Annotated in this window: 20 protein-coding genes; 13 read left to right on the forward strand and 7 right to left on the reverse strand. The window is 54.7% G+C overall.

What is annotated here, in order from left to right:
* Window positions 1-52 precede the first annotated feature (52 nt).
* From folK to thpR, 6 genes are all read right to left on the reverse strand, one after another.
* The gene (folK, locus tag EOS97_RS14540) at window positions 53-532 is read right to left on the reverse strand and encodes a 2-amino-4-hydroxy-6-hydroxymethyldihydropteridine diphosphokinase (RefSeq protein ID WP_000150777.1); all 480 of its coding nucleotides are present in this window, start codon (window positions 530-532) and stop codon (window positions 53-55) included.
* Window positions 529-1,926 (reverse strand): polynucleotide adenylyltransferase PcnB, encoded by a 1,398-nt coding sequence (pcnB, locus tag EOS97_RS14545; RefSeq protein WP_204355897.1) that lies wholly within the window; start codon window positions 1,924-1,926, stop codon window positions 529-531. Before pcnB ends, folK begins: the two co-directional genes overlap by 4 nt.
* Window positions 1,927-2,087: 161 nt before the next feature.
* A complete protein-coding gene (gene gluQRS / locus EOS97_RS14550; protein ID WP_000132297.1) occupies window positions 2,088-2,984 on the reverse strand; it encodes a tRNA glutamyl-Q(34) synthetase GluQRS in 897 nt (298 codons plus the stop codon).
* A 68-nt stretch (window positions 2,985-3,052) separates the two neighbouring features.
* Window positions 3,053-3,508: an RNA polymerase-binding protein DksA gene (gene dksA, locus EOS97_RS14555; protein ID WP_001155232.1), complete on the reverse strand. Its 456-nt coding sequence runs from the start codon at window positions 3,506-3,508 to the stop codon at window positions 3,053-3,055.
* Window positions 3,509-3,684: 176 nt separating this feature from the next.
* Window positions 3,685-4,389, reverse strand: a complete 705-nt coding sequence (gene sfsA / locus EOS97_RS14560; RefSeq protein WP_000899408.1) for a DNA/RNA nuclease SfsA — start codon at window positions 4,387-4,389, stop codon at window positions 3,685-3,687.
* Between the two features lie 16 nt (window positions 4,390-4,405).
* Window positions 4,406-4,936, reverse strand: coding sequence for an RNA 2',3'-cyclic phosphodiesterase (thpR, locus tag EOS97_RS14565; protein ID WP_001294175.1), 531 nt, complete (start codon window positions 4,934-4,936; stop codon window positions 4,406-4,408).
* A 72-nt stretch (window positions 4,937-5,008) separates the two neighbouring features.
* Here thpR and hrpB point away from each other — a divergent pair, with 72 nt between their 5' ends.
* From hrpB to stfH, 13 genes are all read left to right on the forward strand, one after another.
* Entirely contained in the window at window positions 5,009-7,438 is a 2,430-nt protein-coding gene (gene hrpB / locus EOS97_RS14570) for an ATP-dependent helicase HrpB (RefSeq protein WP_164848158.1), read from the forward strand.
* 140 nt (window positions 7,439-7,578) lie between these two features.
* Window positions 7,579-10,101, forward strand: a complete 2,523-nt coding sequence (mrcB, locus tag EOS97_RS14575) for a bifunctional glycosyl transferase/transpeptidase (RefSeq protein WP_000918127.1) — start codon at window positions 7,579-7,581, stop codon at window positions 10,099-10,101.
* A gap of 292 nt (window positions 10,102-10,393) precedes the next feature.
* Entirely contained in the window at window positions 10,394-12,583 is a 2,190-nt protein-coding gene (gene fhuA, locus EOS97_RS14580) for a ferrichrome porin FhuA (protein ID WP_000113206.1), read from the forward strand.
* Window positions 12,584-12,631: 48 nt separating this feature from the next.
* Complete coding sequence (gene fhuC, locus EOS97_RS14585; RefSeq protein ID WP_001157198.1) at window positions 12,632-13,429, forward strand: Fe3+-hydroxamate ABC transporter ATP-binding protein FhuC; 798 nt, start codon at window positions 12,632-12,634, stop codon at window positions 13,427-13,429.
* A complete protein-coding gene (gene fhuD / locus EOS97_RS14590) occupies window positions 13,429-14,319 on the forward strand; it encodes a Fe(3+)-hydroxamate ABC transporter substrate-binding protein FhuD (RefSeq protein WP_001205346.1) in 891 nt (296 codons plus the stop codon). The genes fhuC and fhuD overlap by 1 nt, the downstream gene beginning before the upstream one ends.
* Window positions 14,320-14,333: 14 nt before the next feature.
* Window positions 14,334-16,361 (forward strand): Fe(3+)-hydroxamate ABC transporter permease FhuB, encoded by a 2,028-nt coding sequence (gene fhuB, locus EOS97_RS14595; protein ID WP_001805118.1) that lies wholly within the window; start codon window positions 14,334-14,336, stop codon window positions 16,359-16,361.
* Between the two features lie 938 nt (window positions 16,362-17,299).
* Window positions 17,300-17,860, forward strand: a complete 561-nt coding sequence (gene stfA / locus EOS97_RS14605; RefSeq protein WP_001090554.1) for a fimbrial major subunit StfA — start codon at window positions 17,300-17,302, stop codon at window positions 17,858-17,860.
* Window positions 17,861-17,945: 85 nt separating this feature from the next.
* Window positions 17,946-20,603 carry a fimbrial biogenesis outer membrane usher protein gene (locus EOS97_RS14610; RefSeq protein ID WP_000951664.1) on the forward strand — a complete coding sequence of 886 codons (2,658 nt, stop codon included), beginning with the start codon at window positions 17,946-17,948 and terminating at the stop codon, window positions 20,601-20,603.
* 17 nt (window positions 20,604-20,620) lie between these two features.
* On the forward strand, window positions 20,621-21,373 hold the full coding sequence (stfD, locus tag EOS97_RS14615; RefSeq protein WP_000982730.1) for a fimbrial chaperone StfD: 753 nt from the start codon (window positions 20,621-20,623) through the stop codon (window positions 21,371-21,373).
* A gap of 18 nt (window positions 21,374-21,391) precedes the next feature.
* Entirely contained in the window at window positions 21,392-21,904 is a 513-nt protein-coding gene (locus EOS97_RS14620) for a fimbrial protein (protein ID WP_001250311.1), read from the forward strand.
* Window positions 21,901-22,377 carry a fimbrial minor subunit StfF gene (gene stfF / locus EOS97_RS14625; RefSeq protein ID WP_000725047.1) on the forward strand — a complete coding sequence of 159 codons (477 nt, stop codon included), beginning with the start codon at window positions 21,901-21,903 and terminating at the stop codon, window positions 22,375-22,377. The genes EOS97_RS14620 and stfF overlap by 4 nt, the downstream gene beginning before the upstream one ends.
* Window positions 22,377-22,907 (forward strand): fimbrial protein, encoded by a 531-nt coding sequence (locus EOS97_RS14630; protein ID WP_001129322.1) that lies wholly within the window; start codon window positions 22,377-22,379, stop codon window positions 22,905-22,907. Before stfF ends, EOS97_RS14630 begins: the two co-directional genes overlap by 1 nt.
* Complete coding sequence (stfH, locus tag EOS97_RS14635; RefSeq protein ID WP_023165784.1) at window positions 22,907-23,746, forward strand: fimbrial adhesin StfH; 840 nt, start codon at window positions 22,907-22,909, stop codon at window positions 23,744-23,746. The genes EOS97_RS14630 and stfH overlap by 1 nt, the downstream gene beginning before the upstream one ends.
* 98 nt (window positions 23,747-23,844) lie before the next feature.
* Here the strand turns inward: stfH and hemL are convergent, their stop codons facing one another.
* A complete protein-coding gene (gene hemL / locus EOS97_RS14640; protein WP_000045249.1) occupies window positions 23,845-25,125 on the reverse strand; it encodes a glutamate-1-semialdehyde 2,1-aminomutase in 1,281 nt (426 codons plus the stop codon).
* Between the last annotated feature and the right edge of the window lie 162 nt (window positions 25,126-25,287).

Consider the following 25,287-nt stretch of genomic DNA (forward strand, 5'->3'; position numbering starts at 1 on the left):
TTAAGCAATCGTTTGGCGCTAAAGCAGTAAACGCTAAAGGGGAGGCGATGTTTTACCAGTGGGCGGGTTTTGCAGCACCAAGATGGGTGAGATGCTGATGCAGGCTGATACCATCCGGAAAGATCAGATCAGGAGCGATTTCGAATAACGGCCACAGCATAAAACCGCGGTTTTTCATGTCGTAGTGCGGCACGGTCAGACGGTCGGTGTTAATGACTTCATCGCCAAACAGCATAATGTCGAGGTCCAGCGTGCGCGGCCCCCAGCGTTCGGCTTTGCGCACCCGGCCCTGTTGCAGCTCAATGCGCTGGGTATGGTTAAGCAATTCTTCGGGGGCGAGGGCGGTATCCAGCGCCACCGCGGCGTTCAGGTAATCGGGCTGATCCTGTGGGCCAAGCGGCGGCGTGCGGTAAAACGAAGACACCGTGACGATACGGCTATCGGGAATGTCGGCGATAGCCTTCAGGGCGGCATTGACCTGCTCCAGCGGAGAGGCCAGATTACTGCCAAGCGCGATATACGCGATCGTCATACGGTGCCCTCGCGGCGCGGCGCGCGTTTGCGCGGACGTGAACGGCGGCGGCGTGGAGCAGGATCGTCGTCCAGCTCGTTGAGCATCCCTTTTTGTTCCGGCGGCGCGGAAGCCTGAAACTCGGCCCACCACTGCGCCAGACGTTGCAGTTCAGTATTATTTTCCACCTGAGCGCGCAGCTCCAGTAAATCAAACGCGGCGCGGAATTTGGGATGTTCCATCAGTTTCCAGGCGCGTTTGCCCTGGCGTCGCGACATCCGTAACTGAAGCTGCCAAATATCACGGGTAAGCGTGGTCAGACGTTTCGGGATCGCCAGTGAACGGCAGGCCTCATCCAGCACGTCATTCATGGCCAGCGCGAAAGCGTCGTAATAGGCCAGACCGCTCTCCTGAGCGATTTTTTGCGCCATCTCCAGCAGCGGATACCAGAACATGGCGGCAAACAAAAATGCCGGATTAACGCGCATCTCGTTACGGATGCGGTTATCCGTATTCTTCAACACCTGCGCAATAATGCGTTCCATTGCGCTGTCGCCGTTTTCGGTGAAATAACGCGTAATGGTAGGAAACAACGGCTGGAAGAGGTTGTATTCCCGCAGTTGTTGATAGGTTTCAAAACCGTTCCCCGCCTGCAACAGCTTCAGCGACTCTTCGAACAGGCGCGCGGGAGGAATGTCGTTTAGCAAGGTAGCCAAACGCGGGATTGGCTCAGCCGTTTCAGGGCTGATACGCATATTGAGCTTCGCAGCGAAACGCACGGCGCGCAGCATTCGAACCGGATCTTCGCGGTAGCGCGTTTCCGGATTGCCGATCAGGCGAATCACGCCTTCTTGCAGATCCTGCATTCCGCCGACGTAATCGCGCACGGTAAAATCCGCTACGCTGTAGTAAAGGCTGTTGATGGTGAAATCGCGGCGCTGGGCATCTTCTTCGATAGAGCCGAAGATATTATCGCGCAGCAGCATACCGTTTTGCCCACGCTGGGAGGTCGTACGGTCGCTTTCACTGCCTTCATGATGACCACGAAACGTTGCCACTTCGATAATTTCCGGGCCAAACATCACGTGAGCCAGGCGGAAACGACGCCCCACCAGACGGCAATTGCGGAATAATTTCCGTACCTGATCCGGTGTTGCGTTGGTGGTCACGTCGAAATCCTTCGGCTTTTTGCCGAGCAGGAGATCGCGGACGCCGCCGCCGACCAGGTAGGCTTCATAGCCCGCTTTGTTCAGCCTGTACAGTACCTTGAGGGCATTTTCACTGATATCTTTGCGGGAGATAGCGTGCTGTTCACGCGGGATAATCGTCATATGTGGACGGGCGACGGCTTGTTCTGCCTCGCTCTCCTCGCGGCTTAACACCTTACGGCAAAAATTAGCGACTCGGGTAAAAATAGCGCACCTCGGTAGTGTCATACATTAATAAGATCAACTTACTCTATGTCTTTCGCATTACGGCAGACGGGCGTAAGAGAGCAACGCGACCTGGGCTGTAAGCATCATTAACGCCGCAGCAATGCGAAAGACGATGAGCAAAAATAGCGGCTAATCATAGCTCAGCGAGACGCATTTGAGAATGCCGGATTTACATTAGCCGATGTGGGTACGGCTGTAAGCCTCCAGTGCGTCACCGCAAAGCGCAGCAACTCCTCAACAGACATCTCCTGCCACGCTACGACGTCGCGTTGGCCTAAAAAGCGCAATGCCTGGACCAGTACCGGGCGCGGATCGCCTGTCGCAAGCGCAGGGGCATGATTTTGCTTGGAAAGTTTAGCGCCTTGTTCGTTGAGCGCCAGCGGAAGGTGCACGTAACCTGGCGCACGCCAGCCAAACTGTTTATACAGCGAAAGTTGTCGGACAGTGGGTTCGATTAAATCTGCGCCGCGGACGATCTCCGTCACCCCCTGAAAATGATCGTCGACCACCACGGCCAGATTATAAGCAAACAGTCCGTCGCGGCGGTGGATAATAAAATCTTCGCTCGCCAGCTGTGGGTCAGCCTGGATGTCGCCGCGCAAGGCATCATGGAAACGCATCACCGGATGCTGCTGTTTAATTCTGACGGCGGCATTCTCCGGCCCGTGGTATAACGTCCGGCAATGGCCGTCGTAAATACCGCCCAGACGTTGAATGCGCGAGCGGGGGCAAGTGCAGTAGTAGCTCAGTCCCTGCTCGTGAAGCCAGGCCAGCGCCTCGCGATAAGCCTCATGACGCTGTGATTGCCATAAGACCTCGCCATCCCAGTGCAGGCCGTAATGTTCCAGCTGGCGCAGAATGGTCGCTGCGGCACCGGGAACTTCACGTGGGGGGTCGATATCCTCTATGCGAACGCGCCAAATTCCGCGTTGCGCACGGGCTTGTAGATAGCTGCCGAGGGCGGCGATTAACGAGCCGAAATGCAGTTCGCCGGATGGCGACGGCGCGAAACGGCCAATATAGTGTGAGTCAGTCATGCTGCGGGCAATAAAGAATAAGGCGGGAAAACTCCCGCCTGTCATAAATAGGGTAGAAACGAACGGGATTAACCCGCCATCTGTTTTTCGCGAATTTCAGCCAGCGTTTTGCAGTCGATGCACAGATCGGCTGTTGGACGCGCTTCCAGGCGGCGGATACCAATCTCCACCCCGCAGGACTCGCAATAACCGAAGTCTTCATCTTCCACTTTCTTCAGCGTCTTCTCGATCTTTTTGATCAGTTTGCGCTCACGGTCACGATTACGTAACTCCAGGCTAAACTCCTCTTCCTGCGCGGCGCGATCGACCGGATCGGGGAAGTTGGCGGCTTCGTCCTGCATGTGCGTCACAGTGCGATCGACTTCATCCCGGAGTTGATTACGCCATGCTTCAAGAATACGCTTGAAGTGCGATAGCTGGGCTTCGTTCATATACTCTTCGCCCGGTTTCTCCTGGTACGGCTCCACCCCAGCGATGGCGAGAATACTCAGGGACGATGTTTTACGGTTTTGCCCTTCTTGCATGTTGCTTCTCCTTAACACGCACTATCGATCCCCATGTTCGGGGGAAAATCAGGTCGCTATAAATAGCAGATGCTTTTCCGGATAGCAATTATCTAAACGTAACACTTGACAACCCTGTGAGGAAAAGCGTATTTACGCACGCGGCCAGAATACTTAATAATCAGGCTGTTATTCCACTACAACGTTATGGGTACTGGTTCGTTCAGTTCCATTTTTTGGGCTGAAAGTTCTGCTTTATAAGCTAAAACTTCCACGCCTTTATTCTGAGCCTCGCTCAATAGCTGCGCGTATTTTATATCGATATGACGTGCGGGTGAAAAACGTGTAATGGCGGAGTGCAACACCGCGAACACCACTACTGCGCGATGACCTGCCGCCGCAACGCCCATCAATTCCCGAAGATGTTTTTGCCCTCGTTCGGTGATGGCGTCGGGAAAATAACCGTTTTCTTTTTCCGCTAACGTGACCGATTTCACTTCAATATAGCAGTCCGGGCGGAAATCTGCCTGTAACATAAAATCTATACGGCTGCGCTCGGCGCCATATTTGACTTCACTTTTCAGAATATTGTACCCCGCCAGCGCCGGCAGGCGATTCTCCTGAATCGCTTCTTTCGTTAGCTGGTTCGCCCGCAGCGTATTCACGCAAATGAATGCGCCGAATTGCGTTTCAGTCAATTCCCAGGTATGCGGATATTTGCGTTTAGTATTTTCTGATGTCGAATACCAGACGGTATCGCCAGGCGTGGCGCAGCCGGTCATCGCGCCGGTATTAGGACAGTGCAGCGTAAGCGTTGTACCGTCAGGGGTGATCACATCGGCTAAAAAACGTTTATAGCGCTGAATCAGCGTAGCGCGTTGTAAAGGGGGTGAGAATAGCATCGACATTCCTTCATTATTATTCGCCCAGCGTCCAGCGCTGCAGCTCGGCATAGCGGGTACGGCCTTGCCCATACGAAGAGGCGTAAAGCGCAAACGACGTGACCGGAAATGACCAGCAAAAGCCCGGCGGCGGGATAGCCACCGTATGGCTGGCGTCGCGCAGCAGCGTAATATGCGGGTGAAAAGGCTGCGGGCTTTGGTAACAACCGCTGCGGGCGGCCTGCGCGCGCAACATATTAGCCAACTGCAACAACCCGCGCGGCGGCTGGCGCATCCCCAGCCAAACCACGCGCGAACGCAGCCACTGACCGGCGTCATCCAGATGTAGCGTAAAGCCCGGCTGGCGAATTCGTCCGGCCAGTTGCGCAAGCGCGCGCTGCTTATCGTTACTGACGTCGCCTAAAAAGGCCAGCGTCAGGTGCAGGTTCGCCGCTGCCACGGGGCGTCCGTCTTCAGACGCAAAATGGGCGGCGCGCCAGGCGATAATTTGCGCGCGCGCGTCGTCGGGTAAGTCAATCGCAAAAAACAGCCGTTTTGGCTCAGACATAGGGATACTCGGTTATGGATTAACACGATGCTACAATGCGGCGCAAAGAAAGTTAACCCCGTGGAGCCGTTTGTGACGTCATTGCCCGTTGCCGCCGTATTGCCTGAATTGTTGACAGCCCTAAAAACCGCGCCGCAGGTTTTGTTGTCCGCGCCTACCGGGGCGGGGAAATCCACCTGGCTGCCGTTGCAACTCCTGCAACAGGGGCCGGTTGCTGGAAAAATCCTTCTGCTTGAACCGCGTCGTCTGGCGGCGCGTAATGTCGCGCAGCGTCTGGCGGAAGCGTTGAATGAAAAGCCTGGCGAAACGGTAGGTTACCGGATGCGCGCGCAAAGCTGCGTGGGGCCGCGTACCCGGCTGGAAGTGGTGACCGAAGGCGTATTGACCAGAATGATTCAGCGCGATCCCGAATTACGCGGCGTGGGGCTGGTGATACCGGATGAATTTCATGAGCGCAGTTTACAGGCGGATTTAGCGTTGGCGCTGTTGCTGGATATCCAGCAAGGGCTCCGTGACGATCTCAGGCTGTTAATTATGTCTGCGACGCTGGATAACGACAGGCTTTGTCAGCGACTGCCTGATGCGCCGACGATCGTCTCGGAGGGGCGCGCGTTCCCGGTGGAGCGACGTTATCAGCCGCTCGCGACGCATTTGCGTTTTGATGAAGCCGTCGCGATGGCGACAGCGGAACTGTTGCGCAATGAAAACGGTTCGCTGCTGCTATTTTTACCCGGCGTAGGCGAAATACAGCGCGTTCATGAACATCTGGCGTCGCGGGTAGGCAGCGATGTCCTGCTTTGTCCGCTGTATGGCGCATTGTCTCTGGAAGCGCAACGCAAAGCGATTGTTCCCGCACCCGCCGGGATGCGTAAAGTGGTATTGGCGACTAACATTGCCGAAACCAGTTTGACGATTGAAGGGATTCGTCTGGTCGTCGATAGCGCTCAGGAGCGCGTGGCGCGATTTGACGCGCGAACGGGACTGACGCGGCTGGTTACGCAGCGTATCAGTCAGGCGTCAATGACGCAGCGCGCGGGGCGCGCCGGACGATTGGCGCCGGGAATCTGTTTACATCTGCTGGCCAAAGAACAGGCGGAGCGGGCGGCGGCGCAAAGCGATCCGGAAATCTTACACAGCGACCTTTCCGGTTTATTGATGGAGGTGTTGCAGTGGGGATGTCACGATCCGGCATCGCTTTTCTGGCTGGACAGGCCGCCGGAGGTGAATCTTCAGGCCGCCCGCCGTTTATTATTGATGTTAGGCGCGCTGGCGGGCGAGCGATTAAGCGCGCGGGGGCAAAAAATGGCGGCAATGGGTAACGATCCGCGCCTGGCGGCGATGTTAGTCAACGCCGACGAGGGCGACAGCGCCGCCACCGCCGCCATGCTCGCGGCCATCCTTGAGGACCCGCCGCGCGGCGGCGGTACGGATTTAAGCGGGCTATTTTCGCGGCGACAGCCGGGCTGGCAGCAGCGTAGCCAGCAGCTTTTAAAACGGCTGCAGGTGCGTAATGGCGAGCCGGATAGCGCGCTTATTATGCCGCTGTTGGCCAGAGCGTTTAGCGACCGCATCGCGCGGCGTCGTGGTCAGGAAGGGCGCTATCAGTTAGCCAATGGTATGGGCGCGATGTTAGATGCGGATGACGCGTTGGGACGTCATGAATGGCTGATCGCGCCGCTGTTGCTGCAAGGTAGCGCCTCGCCGGACGCCCGAATATTGTTGGCGCAGCCGCTGGATATTGCCTCGCTGATTCAGGCGTGTCCTGATTTACTTCGCCAGTCTGACACGGTTGAATGGGACGAAGCGCAGGGAACGTTGAAAGCGTGGCGCAGAATGCGTATTGGACAGTTGACGGTTAGTGTTCAGCCACTGGCGAAACCGTCTGAAGAGGAGCTTCACCAGGCGATGCTGAACGGCATCCGCGATAAAGGTCTGGCCGTCCTTAACTGGACGCCGGAAGCGGAGCAGTTCCGTCTGCGTCTGCACTGTGCGGCGAAATGGCTGCCGGAATATGACTGGCCTGCCGTGGATGAGGCGTCGCTGCTGGCGACTCTGGAAAACTGGTTGCTGCCGCACATGACAGGCGTACAGTCGTTACGGAGTCTGAAATCTCTGAATGTGACTCAGGCGTTACGGGGACTGCTTGACTATGCCATGCTGCAACGTCTGGATAGTGAACTGCCTGGGCATTACACTGTGCCGACGGGAAGCCGAATAACGATTCGTTATCATGAAGATAACCCGCCCGCACTGGCGGTCAGAATGCAGGAAATGTTTGGCGAAGCGAAGACCCCAACCATCGCTCAGGGCCGCGTGCCGCTGGTGCTGGAACTGCTTTCGCCTGCGCAGCGACCGCTACAGATTACGCGCGATTTAAGCGCTTTCTGGCAGGGTGCGTATCGCGAAGTGCAAAAAGAGATGAAGGGCCGTTACCCCAAACATGTCTGGCCGGACGATCCGGCGAATACGGCCCCAACGCGGCGCACGAAGAAGTATTCGTGACGTGTTATACGTTGCCTCCAGGCCGGATAAGGCGTTAATCGCCATCCGGCAAAAGAGTAAATTGAGAGATTTCTTCTTCTGTCGTCTGGCGGAAGAATAGAGAATCGGGCCTTTGCGCCTGTATGTTGCGGAGAAAAAGCATGGCGGGGAATGACCGCGAGCCGATTGGACGTAAGGGGAAACCGTCACGTCCTGTGAAACAAAAGGTGAGCCGTCGTCGGCAGCATGACGACGATTATGATGATGACTATGAGGATGAAGAACCGATGCCGCGTAAAGGTAAGGGCAAAGGGCGTAAGCCTCGTGGCAAGCGCGGCTGGCTGTGGCTATTGCTAAAACTGTTTATCGTTTTTGTGGTGCTGTTCGCCATTTACGGCGTCTATCTGGATCAAAAAATCCGCAGCCGTATTGATGGCAAGGTCTGGCAGCTTCCGGCGGCGGTATATGGTCGGATGGTGAACCTTGAGCCAGACATGCCTGTCAGCAAAAACGAGATGGTGAAATTGCTGGAAGCGACGCAGTATCGTCTGGTGACGAAGATGACCCGTCCCGGCGAATTTACCGTGCAGGCCAATAGCATTGAGATGATCCGTCGTCCGTTTGACTTCCCGGACAGCAAAGAAGGGCAGGTGCGCGCGCGGCTGACGTTCAGTGACGGGCGTCTGGAAACCATCGTCAATCTGGATAACAACCGCCAGTTTGGCTTCTTCCGTCTCGATCCGCGGCTTATCACCATGCTTTCTTCGCCAAATGGCGAGCAGCGTTTATTCGTCCCGCGCAGCGGTTTCCCGGATCTGCTGGTCGATACGCTGTTGGCGACGGAAGACCGTCATTTCTATGAGCATGATGGCATTAGTCTTTACTCTATCGGGCGTGCGGTACTGGCCAACCTGACGGCGGGACGTACGGTGCAGGGGGCCAGTACGCTAACCCAGCAGCTGGTGAAGAACCTGTTCCTCTCCAGCGAAAGATCATACTGGCGTAAAGCGAATGAAGCCTACATGGCGCTGATCATGGATGCCCGTTACAGTAAAGATCGTATTCTTGAGCTGTACATGAACGAGGTCTACCTCGGTCAAAGCGGGGATAATGAAATTCGCGGTTTTCCGCTGGCGAGCCTGTATTACTTTGGTCGTCCGGTAGAGGAATTGAGCCTCGATCAGCAGGCGTTACTGGTTGGGATGGTAAAAGGGGCGTCGATTTATAACCCGTGGCGCAACCCGAAACTGGCGCTGGAGCGTCGTAACCTGGTGCTACGCCTGTTACAGCAGCAGAAAATCATCGATCAGGAACTCTATGACATGCTGAGCGCGCGTCCGCTTGGCGTACAGCCGCGCGGCGGCGTTATTTCACCGCAGCCAGCGTTTATGCAGATGGTTCGTCAGGAACTGCAGGCGAAGCTGGGGGATAAAATTAAAGATCTTTCCGGCGTGAAGATCTTCACCACCTTTGACTCCGTGGCGCAGGATGCCGCAGAAAAAGCCGTTGTCGAAGGCATTCCGGCGTTGAAGAAGCAGCGTAAATTGAGCGATCTGGAAACCGCGATGGTGGTGGTGGATCGCTTTAGCGGCGAGGTGCGCGCGATGGTTGGCGGGGCGGAGCCGCAGTATGCCGGCTATAACCGTGCCATGCAGGCGCGCCGTTCCATCGGGTCGCTGGCGAAACCGGCGACCTATCTGACCGCGTTAAGTCAGCCGAACTTATACCGTCTGAACACCTGGATTGCCGATGCGCCGATTTCTCTGCGCCAGCCGAATGGTCAGGTCTGGTCGCCGCAGAACGACGATCGTCGCTACAGCGAAAGCGGGAAAGTGATGCTGGTGGATGCGTTAACTCGCTCAATGAACGTACCGACGGTCAATCTGGGGATGGCGTTAGGTTTACCGGCGGTAACCGATACCTGGACGAAGCTCGGCGTGCCGAAAGATCAGCTCAATCCGGTTCCGGCGATGCTGTTAGGGGCGCTGAACCTGACGCCGATCGAAGTGGCGCAGGCGTTCCAGACTATCGCCAGCGGCGGAAATCGCGCGCCGTTATCAGCGCTGCGTTCAGTTATTGCGGAAGATGGTAAGGTGCTGTACCAAAGTTATCCGCAAGCTGAACGCGCTGTACCGGCACAGGCGGCTTACCTGACGCTCTGGACAATGCAGCAGGTCGTCCAGCGTGGTACGGGGCGTCAGCTTGGCGCGAAATATCCGGGTCTGCATCTGGCGGGTAAAACCGGGACGACAAACAACAATGTCGATACCTGGTTTGCCGGTATCGACGGCAGCCAGGTGACTATCACCTGGGTAGGCCGTGATAACAACCAGCCGACGAAATTGTACGGCGCCAGCGGCGCGATGGCGATTTATCAGCGTTATCTGGCGAACCAGACGCCGACGCCTTTAGTTCTGACGCCGCCGGAAGATGTGGTGGATATGGGCGTTGATTACGACGGTAATTTTGTCTGTAGCGGCGGTATGCGCACTCTGCCGGTCTGGACGGACGATCCAAATACGCTGTGCCAGCAGGGCGAGATGATGCAGCAGCAACAGCAGCCGTCAGGCAATCCGTTCGATCAGTCGTCTCAGCCGCAGCAGCCTGCGCAGCAACAGCCGCCGAAAGAAGAGAAGAGCGACGGCGTTGCCGGCTGGATTAAGGAGATGTTCGGCGGCAATTAATCACGGTAATAGTGCCGGGTGGCGCTGTGCTTACCCGGTCTACACCGTTACGACCCCATTATGTGCGACGTAGGCCGAATAAGACGCTTACGTCGCCATCCGGCAAATCCCCTATAAATAACATTTCAGTCTAATTTATTAACCCTTCCTTTTCATCTGGTTATTTCTTAACCCCTTAGTTTTCGTAGGGCCGCGTATCGCTTGCCATTGCGACGATATTTCGCCTATCATGCTGCGGTTATAATAATAATTATCGTTTACGTTATCATTCACTTTCATCAGAGATATACCAATGGCGCGTCTTAAAACTGCTCAGCCAAACTCCTCACTGCGTAAAATCGCAGTTGTAGTAGCCACAGCGGTTAGCGGCATGTCTGTCTATGCACAGGCGGCGGTTCAACCGAAAGAAGAAACCATTACCGTAACCGCAGCGCCTGCCGCGCAGGAAAGTGCCTGGGGACCGGCGGCAACCATCGCCGCGAAGCGTTCCGCCACTACCACCAAAACTGATACACCTATCGAAAAAACGCCACAGTCGGTTTCGGTGGTCACTAACGAAGAGATGCAGATGCATCAATTCCAGTCAGTAAAAGAAGCGTTGGGTTACACGCCGGGCGTAACGGTAAGCAGTCGCGGCGCTTCCAATACCTATGACTTCGTGATTATCCGTGGCTTCTCTTCCGTCGGCCTGAGCCAGAACAACTATCTGGATGGCCTGAAATTGCAGGGTAACTTCTACAACGATGCGGTTATTGATCCCTACATGCTTGAGCGTGTTGAGTTGATGCGTGGCCCAACGTCCGTCCTCTACGGTAAGAGCAACCCGGGCGGTATCATTTCGATGGTTAGCAAGCGGCCGACTATTGAGCCGCTGAAAGAAATTCAATTCAAAATGGGGACGGACAATTTGTTCCAGACCGGTTTTGATTTTAGTGATTCCCTGGATGACAACGGTGAGTTCTCATATCGTCTGACGGGACTGGCGCGTTCGACAAATGAGCAGCAAAAGAGTTCTGAGTCGCAGCGCTATGCGATTGCGCCCTCTTTTACCTGGCGTCCTGATGAGAAAACGAATTTTACGTTCCTTTCTTACTTCCAGAACGAACCAGAGACCGGCTACTACGGCTGGCTGCCGAAAGAGGGAACGGTTGAACCGTTACCGAATGGTAAACGCTTGCCGACAGATTTCAATGAAGGGGCGTCAAACAACACCTATTCTCGTAACGAGAAAATGGTGGGATACAGTTTCGAGCATGGCTTCAACGACACCTTTACCGTGCGCCAGAATTTACGTTTTGTCGAAATGAAAACCGCGCAAAAAAGCGTCTACGGCACGGGGATTGCGGCGGACGGCCATACGCTTAACCGCGGTACTATCGTTGACAACGAGCGTTTACAGAATTTCAGCGTAGATACACAACTGGAAAGTAAATTCGCGACCGGCGATATTGATCATACGTTGCTGACGGGTGTCGATTTCATGCGTATGCGTAATGATATTAACGCGACGTTTGGTAGCGCGCCGTCAATCGATCTCTATAACAATTACCATCCTGAATACTTTGCTTTCGGCGGCGCTGAGCCGTACCAGATGAACGAAAGTAAACAAACAGGCCTTTATGTTCAGGATCAGGCGGAATGGAATAAGTGGGTATTTACTCTCGGCGGCCGTTATGACTGGTCTAAACAAGCGACAACGGTGCGTCAGAATTCCACTACGCCGACAGAAGGATATATTGAACGTAATGACCACCAGTTCACCTGGCGCGGTGGCGTAAACTACGTATTCGATAATGGAATTTCACCTTACTTCAGCTATAGCCAATCTTTCGAGCCAAGCGCCTTCGATTTGTGGAGCACCCCACGCGTTTCTTACAAGCCGTCAAAAGGCGAGCAATATGAAGCAGGGGTGAAATATGTACCGAAAGACATGCCGGTTGTTGTTACGGGTGCCGTTTATCAGCTGACCAAAACCAATAACCTGACCGCCGATCCAACCAACCCATTAGCGCAGGTGCCGGCAGGCGAAATTCGTGCGCGAGGTGTAGAGCTGGAAGCCAAAGCAGCATTGACGGCTAACATCAATATGACGGCGTCTTACACTTATACTGATGCTGAATACACGAAAGACACTAACCTGAAAGGGAATACGCCAGAGCAGGTGCCTGAACACATGGCGTCGTTGTGGGGCGATTACACCTTCAACGATGGTCCGTTGTCAGGTTTAACGCTGGGAACAGGCGGTCGTTTTATTGGTTCCAGTTACGGCGATCCGGCCAATAGCTTCAAGGTAGGCAGCGCAGCGGTGATGGATGCGGTCGTCAAGTACGATCTGGCGCGTTTTGGTATGGCGGGCTCCAGCATTGCGGTTAACGTTAATAATCTGCTCGACCGCGAATACGTCGCCAGCTGCTTCCAGACCTACGGCTGTTTCTGGGGCGCAGAACGTCAGGTCGTTGCAACGGCAACCTTCCGTTTCTAATTTCTTTTTGGGCACGGCTGGCCGTGCCCGTTTTACAAGTTGGCTGCGATGCAGGAAAACCACATTCATTCCGATACCACCTTTGCGCTGCGAAGCGTCGCTTTTCGTGTGCCGGGCCGCACGCTTTTACACCCCCTCTCGTTAACGTTTCCCGCAGGTCGAGTCACCGGACTTATTGGCCATAATGGTTCCGGTAAATCCACGCTGTTAAAAATGCTGGGCCGCCATCAGCTGCCTTCCGAAGGGGATATTCTGCTCGACAATCAGCCGCTGGCGAGCTGGAGCAGCAAGGCGTTTGCCCGCAAAGTTGCCTATCTGCCTCAACAATTGCCGCAGGCGGAAGGAATGACGGTGCGCGAACTGGTAGCGATTGGCCGCTATCCGTGGCACGGCGCGTTGGGACGCTTTGGCGTCGCGGACCGGGAAAAAGTAGAAGAGGCGATTACGCTGGTCGGCTTAAAACCGCTGGCGCATCGTCTGGTAGACAGCCTTTCCGGCGGCGAGCGCCAGCGCGCGTGGATTGCCATGCTGGTCGCGCAGGACAGCCGTTGTTTGCTGCTGGATGAGCCGACGTCAGCGCTGGATATCGCCCATCAGGTTGACGTGTTGGCGCTGGTGCATCGCTTAAGCCAGCAGCGCGGGCTGACGGTGGTTGCGGTGCTGCACGATATCAACATGGCGGCCCGCTACTGTGATTATTTAGTCGCGCTACGCGGCGGTGAAATGATTGCGCAAGGAACGCCTGCGGAACTGATGCGCAGTGACACGCTGGAGAAGATTTACGGTATCCCGATGGGTATCCTTCCGCATCCGGCGGGCGCGGCACCTGTGAGTTTTGTGTATTAATGCGTGATTTATATCCTCTTACTCGCCGCCGTTTATTAACGGCGATGGCGCTCTCGCCGCTGCTGTGGCAAATGAATACGGCGCAGGCTGCCGCTATCGATCCCCGCCGGATTGTGGCGCTGGAGTGGCTGCCGGTTGAGCTGCTGCTGGCGCTCGGTATTACGCCGTATGGCGTGGCGGACGTGCCAAATTATAAGCTGTGGGTTAGCGAACCGCCGTTGCCGGATTCGGTGATTGATGTGGGTCTTCGCACTGAACCCAATCTCGAACTACTGACGGAGATGAAGCCGTCGTTTATGGTCTGGTCGGCAGGCTACGGACCCTCGCCGGCGAAACTGGCACGGATCGCGCCGGGGCGCGGGTTCGATTTTAGCGACGGCAAAAAGCCGCTGGCGATAGCCCGACGATCGCTGGTTGAACTGGCGCAGACGCTGAATCTGGAAGCTGCGGCAGAAAAACATCTGGCGCAATACGATCGCTTCATCGCCAGCCAGAAGCCGCATTTTATCCGCCGCGGGGGGCGTCCGTTACTGATGACGACGCTTATCGATCCGCGGCATATGCTGGTGCTCGGCCCGAATTGCTTGTTCCAGGAGGTGCTGGACGAGTATGGCATTGTCAATGCCTGGCAGAGGGAAACCAACTTTTGGGGCAGTACGGCGGTTAGCATCGATCGGCTGGCGATGTATAAAGAAGCGGATGTGATCTGCTTCGATCACGGGAATAGCACCGATATGAACGCGCTGATGGCAACGCCGCTGTGGCAGGCCATGCCGTTTGTCCGCGCCGGGCGTTTTCATCGGGTGCCCGCCGTTTGGTTCTATGGCGCGACCCTCTCCACGATGCACTTTGTCCGCATCCTGAATAACGTGTTGGGAGGCAAAGCGTGAGCAGAAAACGTGAAATGCCGGATGGTGGCGCGAAAAATGCCTTATCCGACCTACGGTTCGGGCGCTTTGTAGGCCGGATAAGGCGAAGCCGCCATCCGGCGTTGCTGTTTGTTGCCGCCTGCTGGCTGACATGGGTTAACTTCTCCGTTGCGCTACCGCGCAGCCAGTGGCAACAGGCTATCTGGTCACCGGATATCGACATCATTGAGCAGATGATTTTTCATTACAGCCTGCTGCCAAGACTGGCGATTTCGCTACTGGTGGGCGCGGGACTTGGGCTGGTAGGCGTCCTGTTCCAGCAAGTATTGCGTAACCCGCTGGCGGAACCGACCACGCTGGGCGTGGCGACAGGCGCGCAATTGGGGATCACGGTGACTACGCTATGGGCGATTCCCGGCGCGCTGACCACACAGTTTGCCGCCCTGACGGGAGCCTGTATCGTCGGCGCGCTAGTGTTCGGCGTGGCGTGGGGCAAACGTCTGTCGCCAGTGACCCTGATCCTCGCTGGGCTGGTGGTCAGCCTCTATTGTGGCGCAATCAACCAGTTACTGGTGATTTTCCACCACGATCAGTTGCAAAGCATGTTTTTATGGAGCACCGGAACGCTGACGCAAACCGACTGGAGCGGCGTGCAGCGTCTGTGGCCGCAGTTGCTGGGCGGTGTGATGCTCACGTTATTGTTGTTACGCCCGATGACGCTGATGGGGCTGGATGACGGCGTTGCGCGTAATCTGGGGCTGGCGCTGTCGTTAGCGCGTCTGGCGGCGCTGTCGCTGGCGATTGTGTTGAGCGCGCTGCTGGTCAACGCGGTGGGCATTATCGGTTTTATCGGCCTGTTTGCGCCGCTGCTGGCGAAAATGCTTGGCGCAAGACGTCTGCTGGCGCGCCTGATGCTGGCGCCGCTCATTGGGGCGCTTATTTTGTGGCTATCCGATCAGATTATCCTTTGGCTCACCCGCGTATGGATGGAAGTTTCCACCGGTTCAGTGACGGCGCTAATCGGCGCGCCGCTGCTCCTGTGGCTGCTGCCGCGGCTTAAAAGCATGAGCGCGCCGGATATGAACGCCAGCGATCGTGTGGCGGCGGAGCGTCGGCATGTCCTCGCTTTTGCCGTTGCCGGTGGCGCGCTCCTGCTGCTGGCAACATGGGTCGCGCTCTCTTTTGGTCGCGACGCGCACGGCTGGACGTGGGCGAGCGGAACGCTGCTTGAAGAACTGATGCCGTGGCGCTGGCCGCGGATACTGGCGGCGTTAATGGCGGGCGTCATGCTGGCGGTGGCGGGCTGCATTATTCAGCGTCTGACCGGTAATCCAATGGCCAGTCCGGAAGTGCTGGGGATCAGTTCCGGAGCCGCGTTTGGCGTGGTGTTGATGCTGTTTTTGGTGCCGGGGAATGCCTTCGGTTGGCTACTGCCCGCCGGAAGCCTGGGCGCGGCGGCGACACTGTTGATTATTATGATAGCCGCCGGGCGCGGCGGTTTCTCGCCGCAACGGATGTTGCTGGCGGGGATGGCGCTCAGCACCGCGTTTACCATGCTGCTAATGATGCTCCAGGCGAGCGGCGACCCGCGGATGGCGGAAGTATTGACCTGGATCGCAGGATCTACCTATAACGCCACTGGCGGGCAGGTTACGCGAACCGCGATCGTAATGGTGATTTTGCTGGCCATTGTGCCGTTGTGTCGCCGCTGGTTAACGATTTTGCCTCTGGGCGGCGATGCTGCGCGCGCGGTGGGCATGGCGCTTACGCCGTCGCGTATCGCGCTGCTGGCGCTGGCGGCTTGTTTGACGGCAACCGCGACGATGACCATTGGGCCGCTGAGTTTCGTTGGACTGATGGCGCCGCATATTGCGCGGATGCTTGGTTTTCGCCGGACGATGCCGCATATGGTCATCTCGGCGCTGGCAGGGGGCGTTTTACTGGTCTTTGCCGACTGGTGCGGCAGGATGGCGCTATTTCCGTATCAGATCCCGGCGGGACTGCTTTCAAGCTTTATTGGCGCGCCGTACTTTATCTATTTGCTACGTAAACAGAGCCGGTAAAAAAGCTGTGCCACATTTATGTCGGGTGGCAGCCATGCTCAACCCGACCTACAAATTACACAATATCAATATGTTGTGGCAATATTTTGTAGACCTAAAAATCGCTGAACGCTATCAGCGTGCGAAAGCTGTCCTGTCACGTTTTATCGAGGGAACTCTGCTTGTATGTTCAGCAAGAAGCAGGTGTTATTTCTGTATCGATAAGTCATGTGCTATTTCAGTGGCGCGCCGCTGTATCCTGAACAGGGTGACTAATTTCAACATATCCAGGCCCGAAACGTTGATGATAAATTGCGGCATGATCTATCCAATAATAAGAATTACCGGTTTCGGTATTAAGCCTTTTTAAATATTAAGATGTGGATGCCGCATCTTTAATGCATCTCGTAAATCAATTTTAATTTAATAATAAGTTTTCATTATAAACTTTGATAATAAAATATTGTTTTTTTATCGAAGTAATAAAAAACAACTCTATTAAAATAAATTAATTGCCACGAGTAAACAAAAAAAATGTAACTTAGCATTTTTTGATTTTTTTAATGGAATTTATACCAAAAATAAATCTTATGCGTCATTGCTATACATTCAGTACTGTAATTCTGATCTTTTTTTATTCATTTTGACATGTTTATTGTTTTTTTGGCTCTCCCGTCTTGCTTGCTTTGTTTGTTTTTTGAACGGTAAAAAATATTTATTATTTAATGCTGATGATCCTTTAAATAAAAAACGCTTGTCTTTGGGTTTTTAATGGAAAATACTTTGCCGCGCCTAAGGGATGTTATTTATTAACGTGTTGTTTGCTTCTTTTGAATGTTGCATCGGGAATTTCATAACTCGTCATATAATATATATCTACCCATATAAACATGGGGTATTGAGTATAGCTCCATGTGAATAGCGTAAAAATACTCACCAACTTTTAATAAGGATGAAAAATGAATACAGCAGTAAAAGCTGCGGTTGCTGCCGCACTGGTTATGGGTGTTTCCAGCTTTGCCAATGCTGCGGGCAGTAATACTGGTACGGTTACTTTTACCGGTACTATTGAAGATTCACCGTGTTCAATCGTGGTTGGCGACGAACACCAGACCGTTAACCTGGGCCATATCGGTACCGGTTCTCTGATGGGCGGTAAAGAATCTTCAAAAGTCGATTTCCATATCGGTCTGGAAAACTGCGCATTCACCACTGAGAAAGAAGCGTCTACCGTTTTCTCTGCCATCGGTAACGAATCCAGCGCTAATCCGGGCAGCGTTGCGCTGATGCGTATCGGCGGCGGCGAAATGGCGGGTTCCAGCATTGTTATCGGCAACCACCTGGGTTCCGCGATCAAATTGGGCGACGCTTACAGCGAAAACCTGACGATGAACGGCAGCGTTGCGGCGGCGAAACAGACTCTTAACTTCAAAGCCTGGGTGAAAGGCGATTCCGCTGCCACCACTATCGATACCGGCGAATTCAGCAGCACCGTAAACTTCACGATCAGCTATCTGTAAGTGAAATATCATCCTGCGGCAGTCTGCCGCAGGATAATGCTCAAAGTAAAAAAATAGATTATATATTTCAGGGATAGATTGTCTGATGGCTCACTATAAAAAATTTCGTCTGAGCACGCTTGCGGCCGTGGTGGGTATTGTTCTGGCTGTCGGTCCGGAAAATAGCTACGCGGAAGCGCCCATTCAATTTAATACCCGATTTCTTGATGTTAAAGATGATGCCAGCCTGGATCTCTCCCGTTTTTCCCGTAAAGGCTACATTATGCCGGGGAGCTATCATCTCCAGGTGCTGGTCAATCAGAGTCAAATTGCCCAGGATAATATTATTACGTATTCCGTTGATAATAACGATCCTGATAATACATATCCCTGTTTATCGCCTGAACTGGTATCGCTGCTGGGGTTAAAACCTGAAATAGCAGATAAAATGATCTGGATAAATGCCGGTCAGTGTCTGCAACCAGATCAACTGGAAGGGATGGAAACCCAAACGGATTTAAGCCAGTCAACGCTGACGGTGATTATTCCGCAGGCCTATCTGGAATACAGCGATGAAGAGTGGGATCCACCTTCCCGCTGGGATGAAGGGATTCCCGGCGTGTTATTTGACTACAACGTTAACAGCCAGTGGCGACATGCTGAACATGATGATGGCGATGAATATGACATCAGCGGCAACGGCACGGTGGGAGCCAACCTCGGCGCGTGGCGTTTGCGCGCGGACTGGCAGGCTAACTATCGTCACGAAAATGACAGCGAAGATAAAGACAACTTTGGCTCCAGTTCCGAACAGAACTGGGACTGGAACCGCTATTACGCCTGGCGGGCGATCCCGCAGCTCCGGGCACAGCTAACGCTGGGCGAAGGATCGCTGGAATCCGATATTTTCGACGGCTTTAACTATGTTGGCGGCAGCCTTATTACCGACGATCAGATGTTACCGCCTAATCTGCGCGGCTACGCCCCGGATATATCAGGCGTGGCGCGCACCAACGCCAAAGTCACCGTGACCCAGCGCGGGCGGGTGATTTATGAGTCGCAGGTCCCGGCAGGGCCGTTTCGCATTCAGGACATTAATGAAACGGTATCCGGCGATCTACACGTCAAAATTGAAGAACAAAGCGGTCAGGTGCAGGAATATGACGTCAGCACCGCCTCCATTCCGTTTCTGACCCGTCCCGGCCAGGTGCGCTACAAGTTAGCAGCCGGGCGACCGCAGGACTGGGATCACAATATGGAAGGCGGCTTTTTCACTTCAGCCGAAGCCTCCTGGGGGATCGCTAACGGCTGGTCGCTGTACGGCGGCGCCATCGGCGAGCAGGATTATCAGGCGCTGGCGTTAGGACTGGGGCGCGATCTGGCGCTGCTGGGCGCGTTTTCCGTCGATGTCACCCATTCCCGTGCGACGCTGCCAGAGGGTAGCGCCTACGGCGACGGCACCATTCAGGGTAACTCGTTCCGTGCCAGCTACGCTAAAGATTTTGATGATATAGACAGCCGTCTGACGTTTGCTGGTTATCGCTTTTCCGAAGAAAACTACATGACGATGGACGAGTTTATCGATACGCATAATGACGATAACGATCGTCAGCGCACCGGCCACGATAAAGAGATGTATACCCTGACGTACAGCCAGAACTTTTCGGCAATAAACGTCAACGCCTATATCAACTACACCCATCGCACCTACTGGAATCAACCTAACCAGGACAGCTATAACCTGACGCTGTTGCACTATTTCGATGTCGGCGAGGTGCGCGGGATCAGTCTGTCGGTGAACGGTTTTCGCAACGAATATGACAATGAACGTGATGACGGCGTGTACGTCTCGCTCAGTATTCCGTGGGGCAACAACCGCACGCTGAGCTACAACGGCTCCTTTAGCGATGACAACAACAGCAATCAGGTCGGCTATTACGAGCGCATTGACGATCGCAATAACTACCAGATCAACGCTGGCCGCGCGGATAACGGCGCGACTCTCGACGGCTATTACCGTCATCAAGCGAGCTATGCCGACATTGACGTCAGTGCGAACTATCAGGAAGGCGACTATACCTCCGGCGGGCTGAACATCCAGGGCGGCGCGACGCTGACTGCTAAAGGCGGGGCGCTGCACCGCACCAGCGTCAACGGCGGCTCGCGGCTGATGGTGGATGTCGGCGATGAAGCGAACGTACCCATCTCCGGCTACAGCACACCGGTATATACCAACGCGTTTGGTAAAGCCGTCATTGTCGACGTCAACGACTACTACCGCAACCAGGTGAAAATCGACATTACCCAGTTGCCGGAAGACGCGGAAGCAACCCTCTCCATCGCTCAGGCGACCCTGACGGAAGGGGCGATCGGTTATCGCCGCCTGGAGGTGCTCAGCGGTAAAAAAGCCATGGCCAGTATCCGCCTGCGCGATGGCGGTACGCCGCCCTTCGGCGCGGAGGTTTACAACAGTCGCCAGCAACAGTTAGGGATCGTAGGTGAAGACGGCAGTGTTTATCTGATCGGCATTAACCCCGGCGAGCGGTTGCAGGTGACATGGGAAGGTAAAACGCAGTGTGAAGCGGCGTTGCCCGATCCGCTGCCGGGCGATCTGTTTAGCGGCCTGCTGCTGCCGTGCATCGGCGACGCTTCATCACCTAAGGCAACGCAGCCCGAAGAGAAACCATTACTCCAGCTTCATACGCAGCGGCTGACGTCTTCAACGCAACCCGAAGCGCTCTCTTCTCGTTATCCAACACATTGATTCAGGAAATCGCATTCATGATGCCATTAAAACGTTATAACCTGGCCGCTGTTTTGCTGCTTTTACTGGGCGGCTACGGTAGCGCCCAGGCCGCCATCGCGCCCGATCGCACCCGCCTGGTGTTTCGCGGCGAAGATAAATCGATAAGCGTCGATCTGAAAAACGCCAACAGCAAACTGCCCTATCTGGCGCAGTCCTGGGTGGAAGATGAGAAGGGCGTCAAAATCACCTCACCTTTAATCGTCGTCCCACCGGTCCAGCGCATTGAGCCGTCGGCAATCGGACAGGTCAAAATTCAGGGGATGCCGGCGCTGGCGTCGCTCCCCCAGGATCGGGAAACCCTTTTTTATTACAACGTGCGCGAAATTCCGCCGCAAAGCGACAAGCCCAATACGCTGCAAATCGCCCTGCAAACGCGCATTAAAGTTTTTTACCGCCCGCAGGCGCTATCGAAAATCGATATGCAGCATCCATGGCAATACAAGATCACCCTTCAGCGTCAGGGCAATGGCTATCAGGTGAGCAATCCGACCGGTTACTACGTGGTGTTAAGCAACGCCAGCAGCCGCATGGACGGCACACCGGCCAGAGGCTTTAGCCCATTAGTGATTGCACCAAAAAGCAACGTGACGCTGGGAGGGGACGCCAGTGAATTAGGTCGCTCGCCTGTGCTGACTTACGTCAACGATTATGGCGCGCGGTTACCGCTGATTTTTAACTGTACTGACAACAGTTGTGCGGTAGATGAAGCAAAAAGCAGAAAGTCGTAACCGACAAGGAGACGCAAGATGAGGCAATGGCGGTTACGGCTGGGCACGGTAACGTGTGCGGCCATGCTGAGTGCGGTCAGTATGCCGCTGGCAGCGGGAAGTAAGACGGTCAACATGACGCTGACGATAGTCGTTAATGCCGCGCCGCCCTGTACTGTGACCGGCGGTGAGGTGGAATTTGGCAATGTGTTGACGACGAAAGTGGACGGGGTGAATTACCGGCAGGCGGTGGGCTATCGCCTGAGCTGTAACGGCAGAGTGAGCGATTACCTGAAGTTACAGATTCAGGGGAATGCGGTGACTATCAATGGCGAGTCGGTATTGCAAACCGATATCGATGGATTGGGTATCCGCCTGCAAACCGCCACGGATGGCGCGCTGATTTCACCCGGCAATACGCAATGGTTGTCATTTCAATACAGCGGCGGCAGCGGTCCGGCCATTGAGGCAATTCCCGTCAAAAATAATGGCGTAACGTTAACAGGTGGCGCGTTTAACGCAGGCGCCACGTTGGTGGTGGATTACCAATGAAAAAAATAGTTTTGATAGTGTTAATAAGCAGCAGTTTTGCCGCGCAGTCGGCTGAGAACCTTAAGTTTCACGGCACATTAATTTCACCGCCGAATTGTACGATTAACAATGATCAGACGATCGACGTTGAGTTCGGTAACCTGCTGATTAATAAAATAGATGGTACGCGTTATGCGCAGAATGTTCCGTATGAGATCACCTGTGATTCAACGGTACGCGATGAGACGATGGCGATGACCCTGACGCTAAGCGGTTCCGTGAGTGATTTTAATCCGGCGGCGGTAAACACCAGCGTGGCGGGGCTGGGGATTGAACTCAGGCAGAACGACCAACCCTTTACGTTGGGGTCCACCATTACGGTGAATGAGCAATCGATACCTGTTCTGAAAGCCATACCGGTTAAAAAGAGCGGTGCTTCGCTGAAAGAAGGCGGCTTCGATGCGACGGCAACATTACAGGTGGATTATCAGTAATGGCTAAAAGACAGGCGTTATTACACGGCGCGGCCTGCATCCTCTGTGGGGCGCTGATATTGCCGGTCTCAGCGGCAGATAACCTGCATTTTTCCGGTAGCCTGGTGGCCAGTCCTTGCACGCTCACGATGCAGGGGACGGGGATTGCCGAAGTCAATTTTTCGTCGCTTGACAGTTCTGATTTCACTCCCGACGGCCAGTCTGCTCGTAAGCCTTTAGTGTTTGAGCTCACGGATTGCGATTCGGCGCTGAGTAACGGGGTGCAGGTGACTTTCACTGGAACCGAAGCGACCGGAATGCGCGGTATCCTGGCCCTCGATAGCCACTCAGGCGCTTCCGGGATCGGGATTGGTATTGAAACGCTATCCGGCGTTCCCGTGGGCATGAACGATGAAGAGGGTGCGATATTCACGCTGGTGACGGGGAATAACGCGCTAAGCCTGAATGCCTGGGTACAACGCCTTCCTGGCGAAGATCTGGTTCCGGGAACGTTCTTCGCAAGCGCCCTGGTTACATTTGAGTATTTATGATGAGAAACATACAGATTTTATTTTTACTGTTGGTGGTCGTTTGTTGCCGTTCAATAGCGGCGGGACCCATGCTGAAAGCGACATTTTCAAGCACCACGATGTATTATGGTATTGGCCCTAATAGCGACAAATCTATTGTGGCGGAGGTGACGATAGCGACTCCGGAGGGAGTGTACTATGGCTCCTGGAACCTTTCGGGACATCGTAAAGGAGAAACGCTAACCGCAGACTCCTGGTCTGGGCCAGAACCTGCGCCGAAGGTTGTATTGAAGGATTTTGATAACACTGTTTCGCGATCTGCGTGCAAGAATCTTCCCTCGAACTGGAGGGGGTGTGGCTCTTTTACCCTGGAGATTACGGTACAAAGCGATGATTATGGTTGCCCCTGGCTGGCGTCGAGCCATATCGTTGCTACCGCTTTTATCACTAACGAAACGTATTCCCCGCCGGATACGCGCAGTTCAGTTTGCCCGAAAGTTCCCGTTGATACTTTTGATATCTCCTGGGATGCGAACGTTTCGAAACAGAAAACAACCCTCATGCTTGATGCCACTGGTGGCACGGTGAATCGCACGTTACATACCTATTTGATGGAGGGGGGGAAACTGTGCGATGGCAGCAAATTTGACAACCGTGGCGCTTATTGCCGTTTTGTCTCATCGGGTATTACGCTCAATGTGCTGGGCTGCGACCAGTCGAGCGTCACGACCAGCGCCGTTGATCATCCGATAACCGATGTTGAACTTCATGACATTAATGTGGCGGTGAACACCAGCAACATTGGCTCCGGGCAGTTCACGTCGACCTGTAGCTTTCAGTATATTATTGATGAGCTTTAGGTTGTCTGGTGCGGTTCAGGCTAACCTGCGATGAACCAAAAAAAAGCCGGGTGGCGGCTTCGCCTTACCCGGCCTACGTTGTTTTTGGACGTTCTCTTTTACAATTTCGCAAACACCCGACGCGCGGCGTCAATAGTATTATTAATGTCGTCCATGCTGTGTGCGACCGACATAAAGCCCGCCTCAAACGCCGATGGCGCCAGATATACGCCTTCCTCCAGCATCAGGTGGAAGAAACGCTTAAAGCGTTCCACGTCGCACGCCATCACGTCCTGATAGCAAGTTACGCTCTCAGCGTCGGTGAAGAAAATCCCGAACATGCCGCCGACATGGTTAACCACCAGCGGAATATTCGCTTCTTCGGCAGCTTCCAGCAAACCTTCCGCCAGACGGGTGGTGAGCTCATCCAGCGTTTCATGAATGCCGGGCTGGGCGACTTCATTCAGGCAGGCGAAACCGGCCGCCATCGCAATCGGGTTGCCGGAAAGGGTGCCCGCCTGGTAAACCGGGCCCGTCGGCGCCAGCGCATCCATTACATCGCGACGACCGCCAAACGCGCCTACCGGCATCCCGCCGCCGATGATTTTACCCAGACAAGTCAGGTCCGGCACGACGCCGTAGTAATCCTGGGCTCCGGCCAGCGCAACGCGAAAACCGGTCATCACTTCGTCGATAATCAGCAGCGCGCCGAACTCATCGCACAAGGCGCGCAGGCCCGGCAGGAATTCCGGCAGCGGCGGGACGCAGTTCATATTGCCCGCCACGGGTTCGACGATGATACAGGCAATTTCCTGCGGATATTGTTCAAACGCCGCGCGTACTGACGCCAGATCGTTATAAGTGCAGGTCAGCGTATGTTTCGCGAAATCTGCCGGCACGCCCGGCGAGTTCGGCTGACCAAGCGTCAGCGCGCCAGAACCGGCTTTGACCAGCAGGCAGTCGGCATGGCCGTGGTAGCAGCCTTCGAATTTGATAATCTTATCGCGGCCAGTAAAACCACGCGCCAGGCGAATCGCGCTCATGGTCGCTTCGGTGCCGGAGTTCACCATGCGCACCATGTCCATGGTCGGCACCAGGTTGGTGACCAGTTCCGCCATTTTCACTTCCATTTCGGTTGGCGCGCCGAAGCTTAAACCGCGCTCCGCAGCTTCGATCACCGCATTGCGGATAGCCGGATGATTATGCCCCAGTACCATTGGCCCCCAGGAACCGACATAGTCGATATACGCTTTGCCATCGACATCATAAAGATACGCGCCGTCCGCTTTTTCGATAAACAGCGGGGTGCCGCCCACGCCAGTGAAGGCGCGAACAGGGGAGTTCACGCCGCCGGGGATCAGCTCGCGGGCCGCGCTATAGAGATTTTCAGACTTACTCATGGAAAGATTCCTGGTTCGTAGAAAAAGTGAATACCCGCTATTCTAAGTTATTCAGAGAAGGTTATGAAAGTTTTACGCATTTGAAACAATACGATTTGCAGGGGATTTTCGCGGCGTTGGCGAGTAGAATGCCGACTTTAGATTTGTATTACTAATTAATGA

The sequence above is a fragment of the Salmonella sp. SSDFZ54 genome, from assembly GCF_004010735.1.
GTDB classification, from domain to species: Bacteria; Pseudomonadota; Gammaproteobacteria; order Enterobacterales; family Enterobacteriaceae; genus Salmonella; species Salmonella enterica.

What these genes read in the sequence shown, in the direction of transcription:
- folK (WP_000150777.1), bottom strand. Translation starts at nt 532, where the DNA reads ATGACGATCGCGTATATCGCGCTTGGCAGTAATCTGGCCTCTCCGCTG.
- gluQRS (WP_000132297.1), bottom strand. Translation starts at nt 2,984, where the DNA reads ATGACTGACTCACACTATATTGGCCGTTTCGCGCCGTCGCCATCCGGC.
- dksA (WP_001155232.1), bottom strand. Translation starts at nt 3,508, where the DNA reads ATGCAAGAAGGGCAAAACCGTAAAACATCGTCCCTGAGTATTCTCGCC.
- sfsA (WP_000899408.1), bottom strand. Translation starts at nt 4,389, where the DNA reads ATGCTATTCTCACCCCCTTTACAACGCGCTACGCTGATTCAGCGCTAT.
- thpR (WP_001294175.1), bottom strand. Translation starts at nt 4,936, where the DNA reads ATGTCTGAGCCAAAACGGCTGTTTTTTGCGATTGACTTACCCGACGAC.
- mrcB (WP_000918127.1), top strand. Translation starts at nt 7,579, where the DNA reads ATGGCGGGGAATGACCGCGAGCCGATTGGACGTAAGGGGAAACCGTCA.
- fhuA (WP_000113206.1), top strand. Translation starts at nt 10,394, where the DNA reads ATGGCGCGTCTTAAAACTGCTCAGCCAAACTCCTCACTGCGTAAAATC.
- fhuC (WP_001157198.1), top strand. Translation starts at nt 12,632, where the DNA reads ATGCAGGAAAACCACATTCATTCCGATACCACCTTTGCGCTGCGAAGC.
- fhuD (WP_001205346.1), top strand. Translation starts at nt 13,429, where the DNA reads ATGCGTGATTTATATCCTCTTACTCGCCGCCGTTTATTAACGGCGATG.
- fhuB (WP_001805118.1), top strand. Translation starts at nt 14,334, where the DNA reads ATGCCGGATGGTGGCGCGAAAAATGCCTTATCCGACCTACGGTTCGGG.
- stfA (WP_001090554.1), top strand. Translation starts at nt 17,300, where the DNA reads ATGAATACAGCAGTAAAAGCTGCGGTTGCTGCCGCACTGGTTATGGGT.
- EOS97_RS14610 (WP_000951664.1), top strand. Translation starts at nt 17,946, where the DNA reads ATGGCTCACTATAAAAAATTTCGTCTGAGCACGCTTGCGGCCGTGGTG.
- stfD (WP_000982730.1), top strand. Translation starts at nt 20,621, where the DNA reads ATGATGCCATTAAAACGTTATAACCTGGCCGCTGTTTTGCTGCTTTTA.
- EOS97_RS14620 (WP_001250311.1), top strand. Translation starts at nt 21,392, where the DNA reads ATGAGGCAATGGCGGTTACGGCTGGGCACGGTAACGTGTGCGGCCATG.
- stfF (WP_000725047.1), top strand. Translation starts at nt 21,901, where the DNA reads ATGAAAAAAATAGTTTTGATAGTGTTAATAAGCAGCAGTTTTGCCGCG.
- EOS97_RS14630 (WP_001129322.1), top strand. Translation starts at nt 22,377, where the DNA reads ATGGCTAAAAGACAGGCGTTATTACACGGCGCGGCCTGCATCCTCTGT.
- stfH (WP_023165784.1), top strand. Translation starts at nt 22,907, where the DNA reads ATGAGAAACATACAGATTTTATTTTTACTGTTGGTGGTCGTTTGTTGC.
- hemL (WP_000045249.1), bottom strand. Translation starts at nt 25,125, where the DNA reads ATGAGTAAGTCTGAAAATCTCTATAGCGCGGCCCGCGAGCTGATCCCC.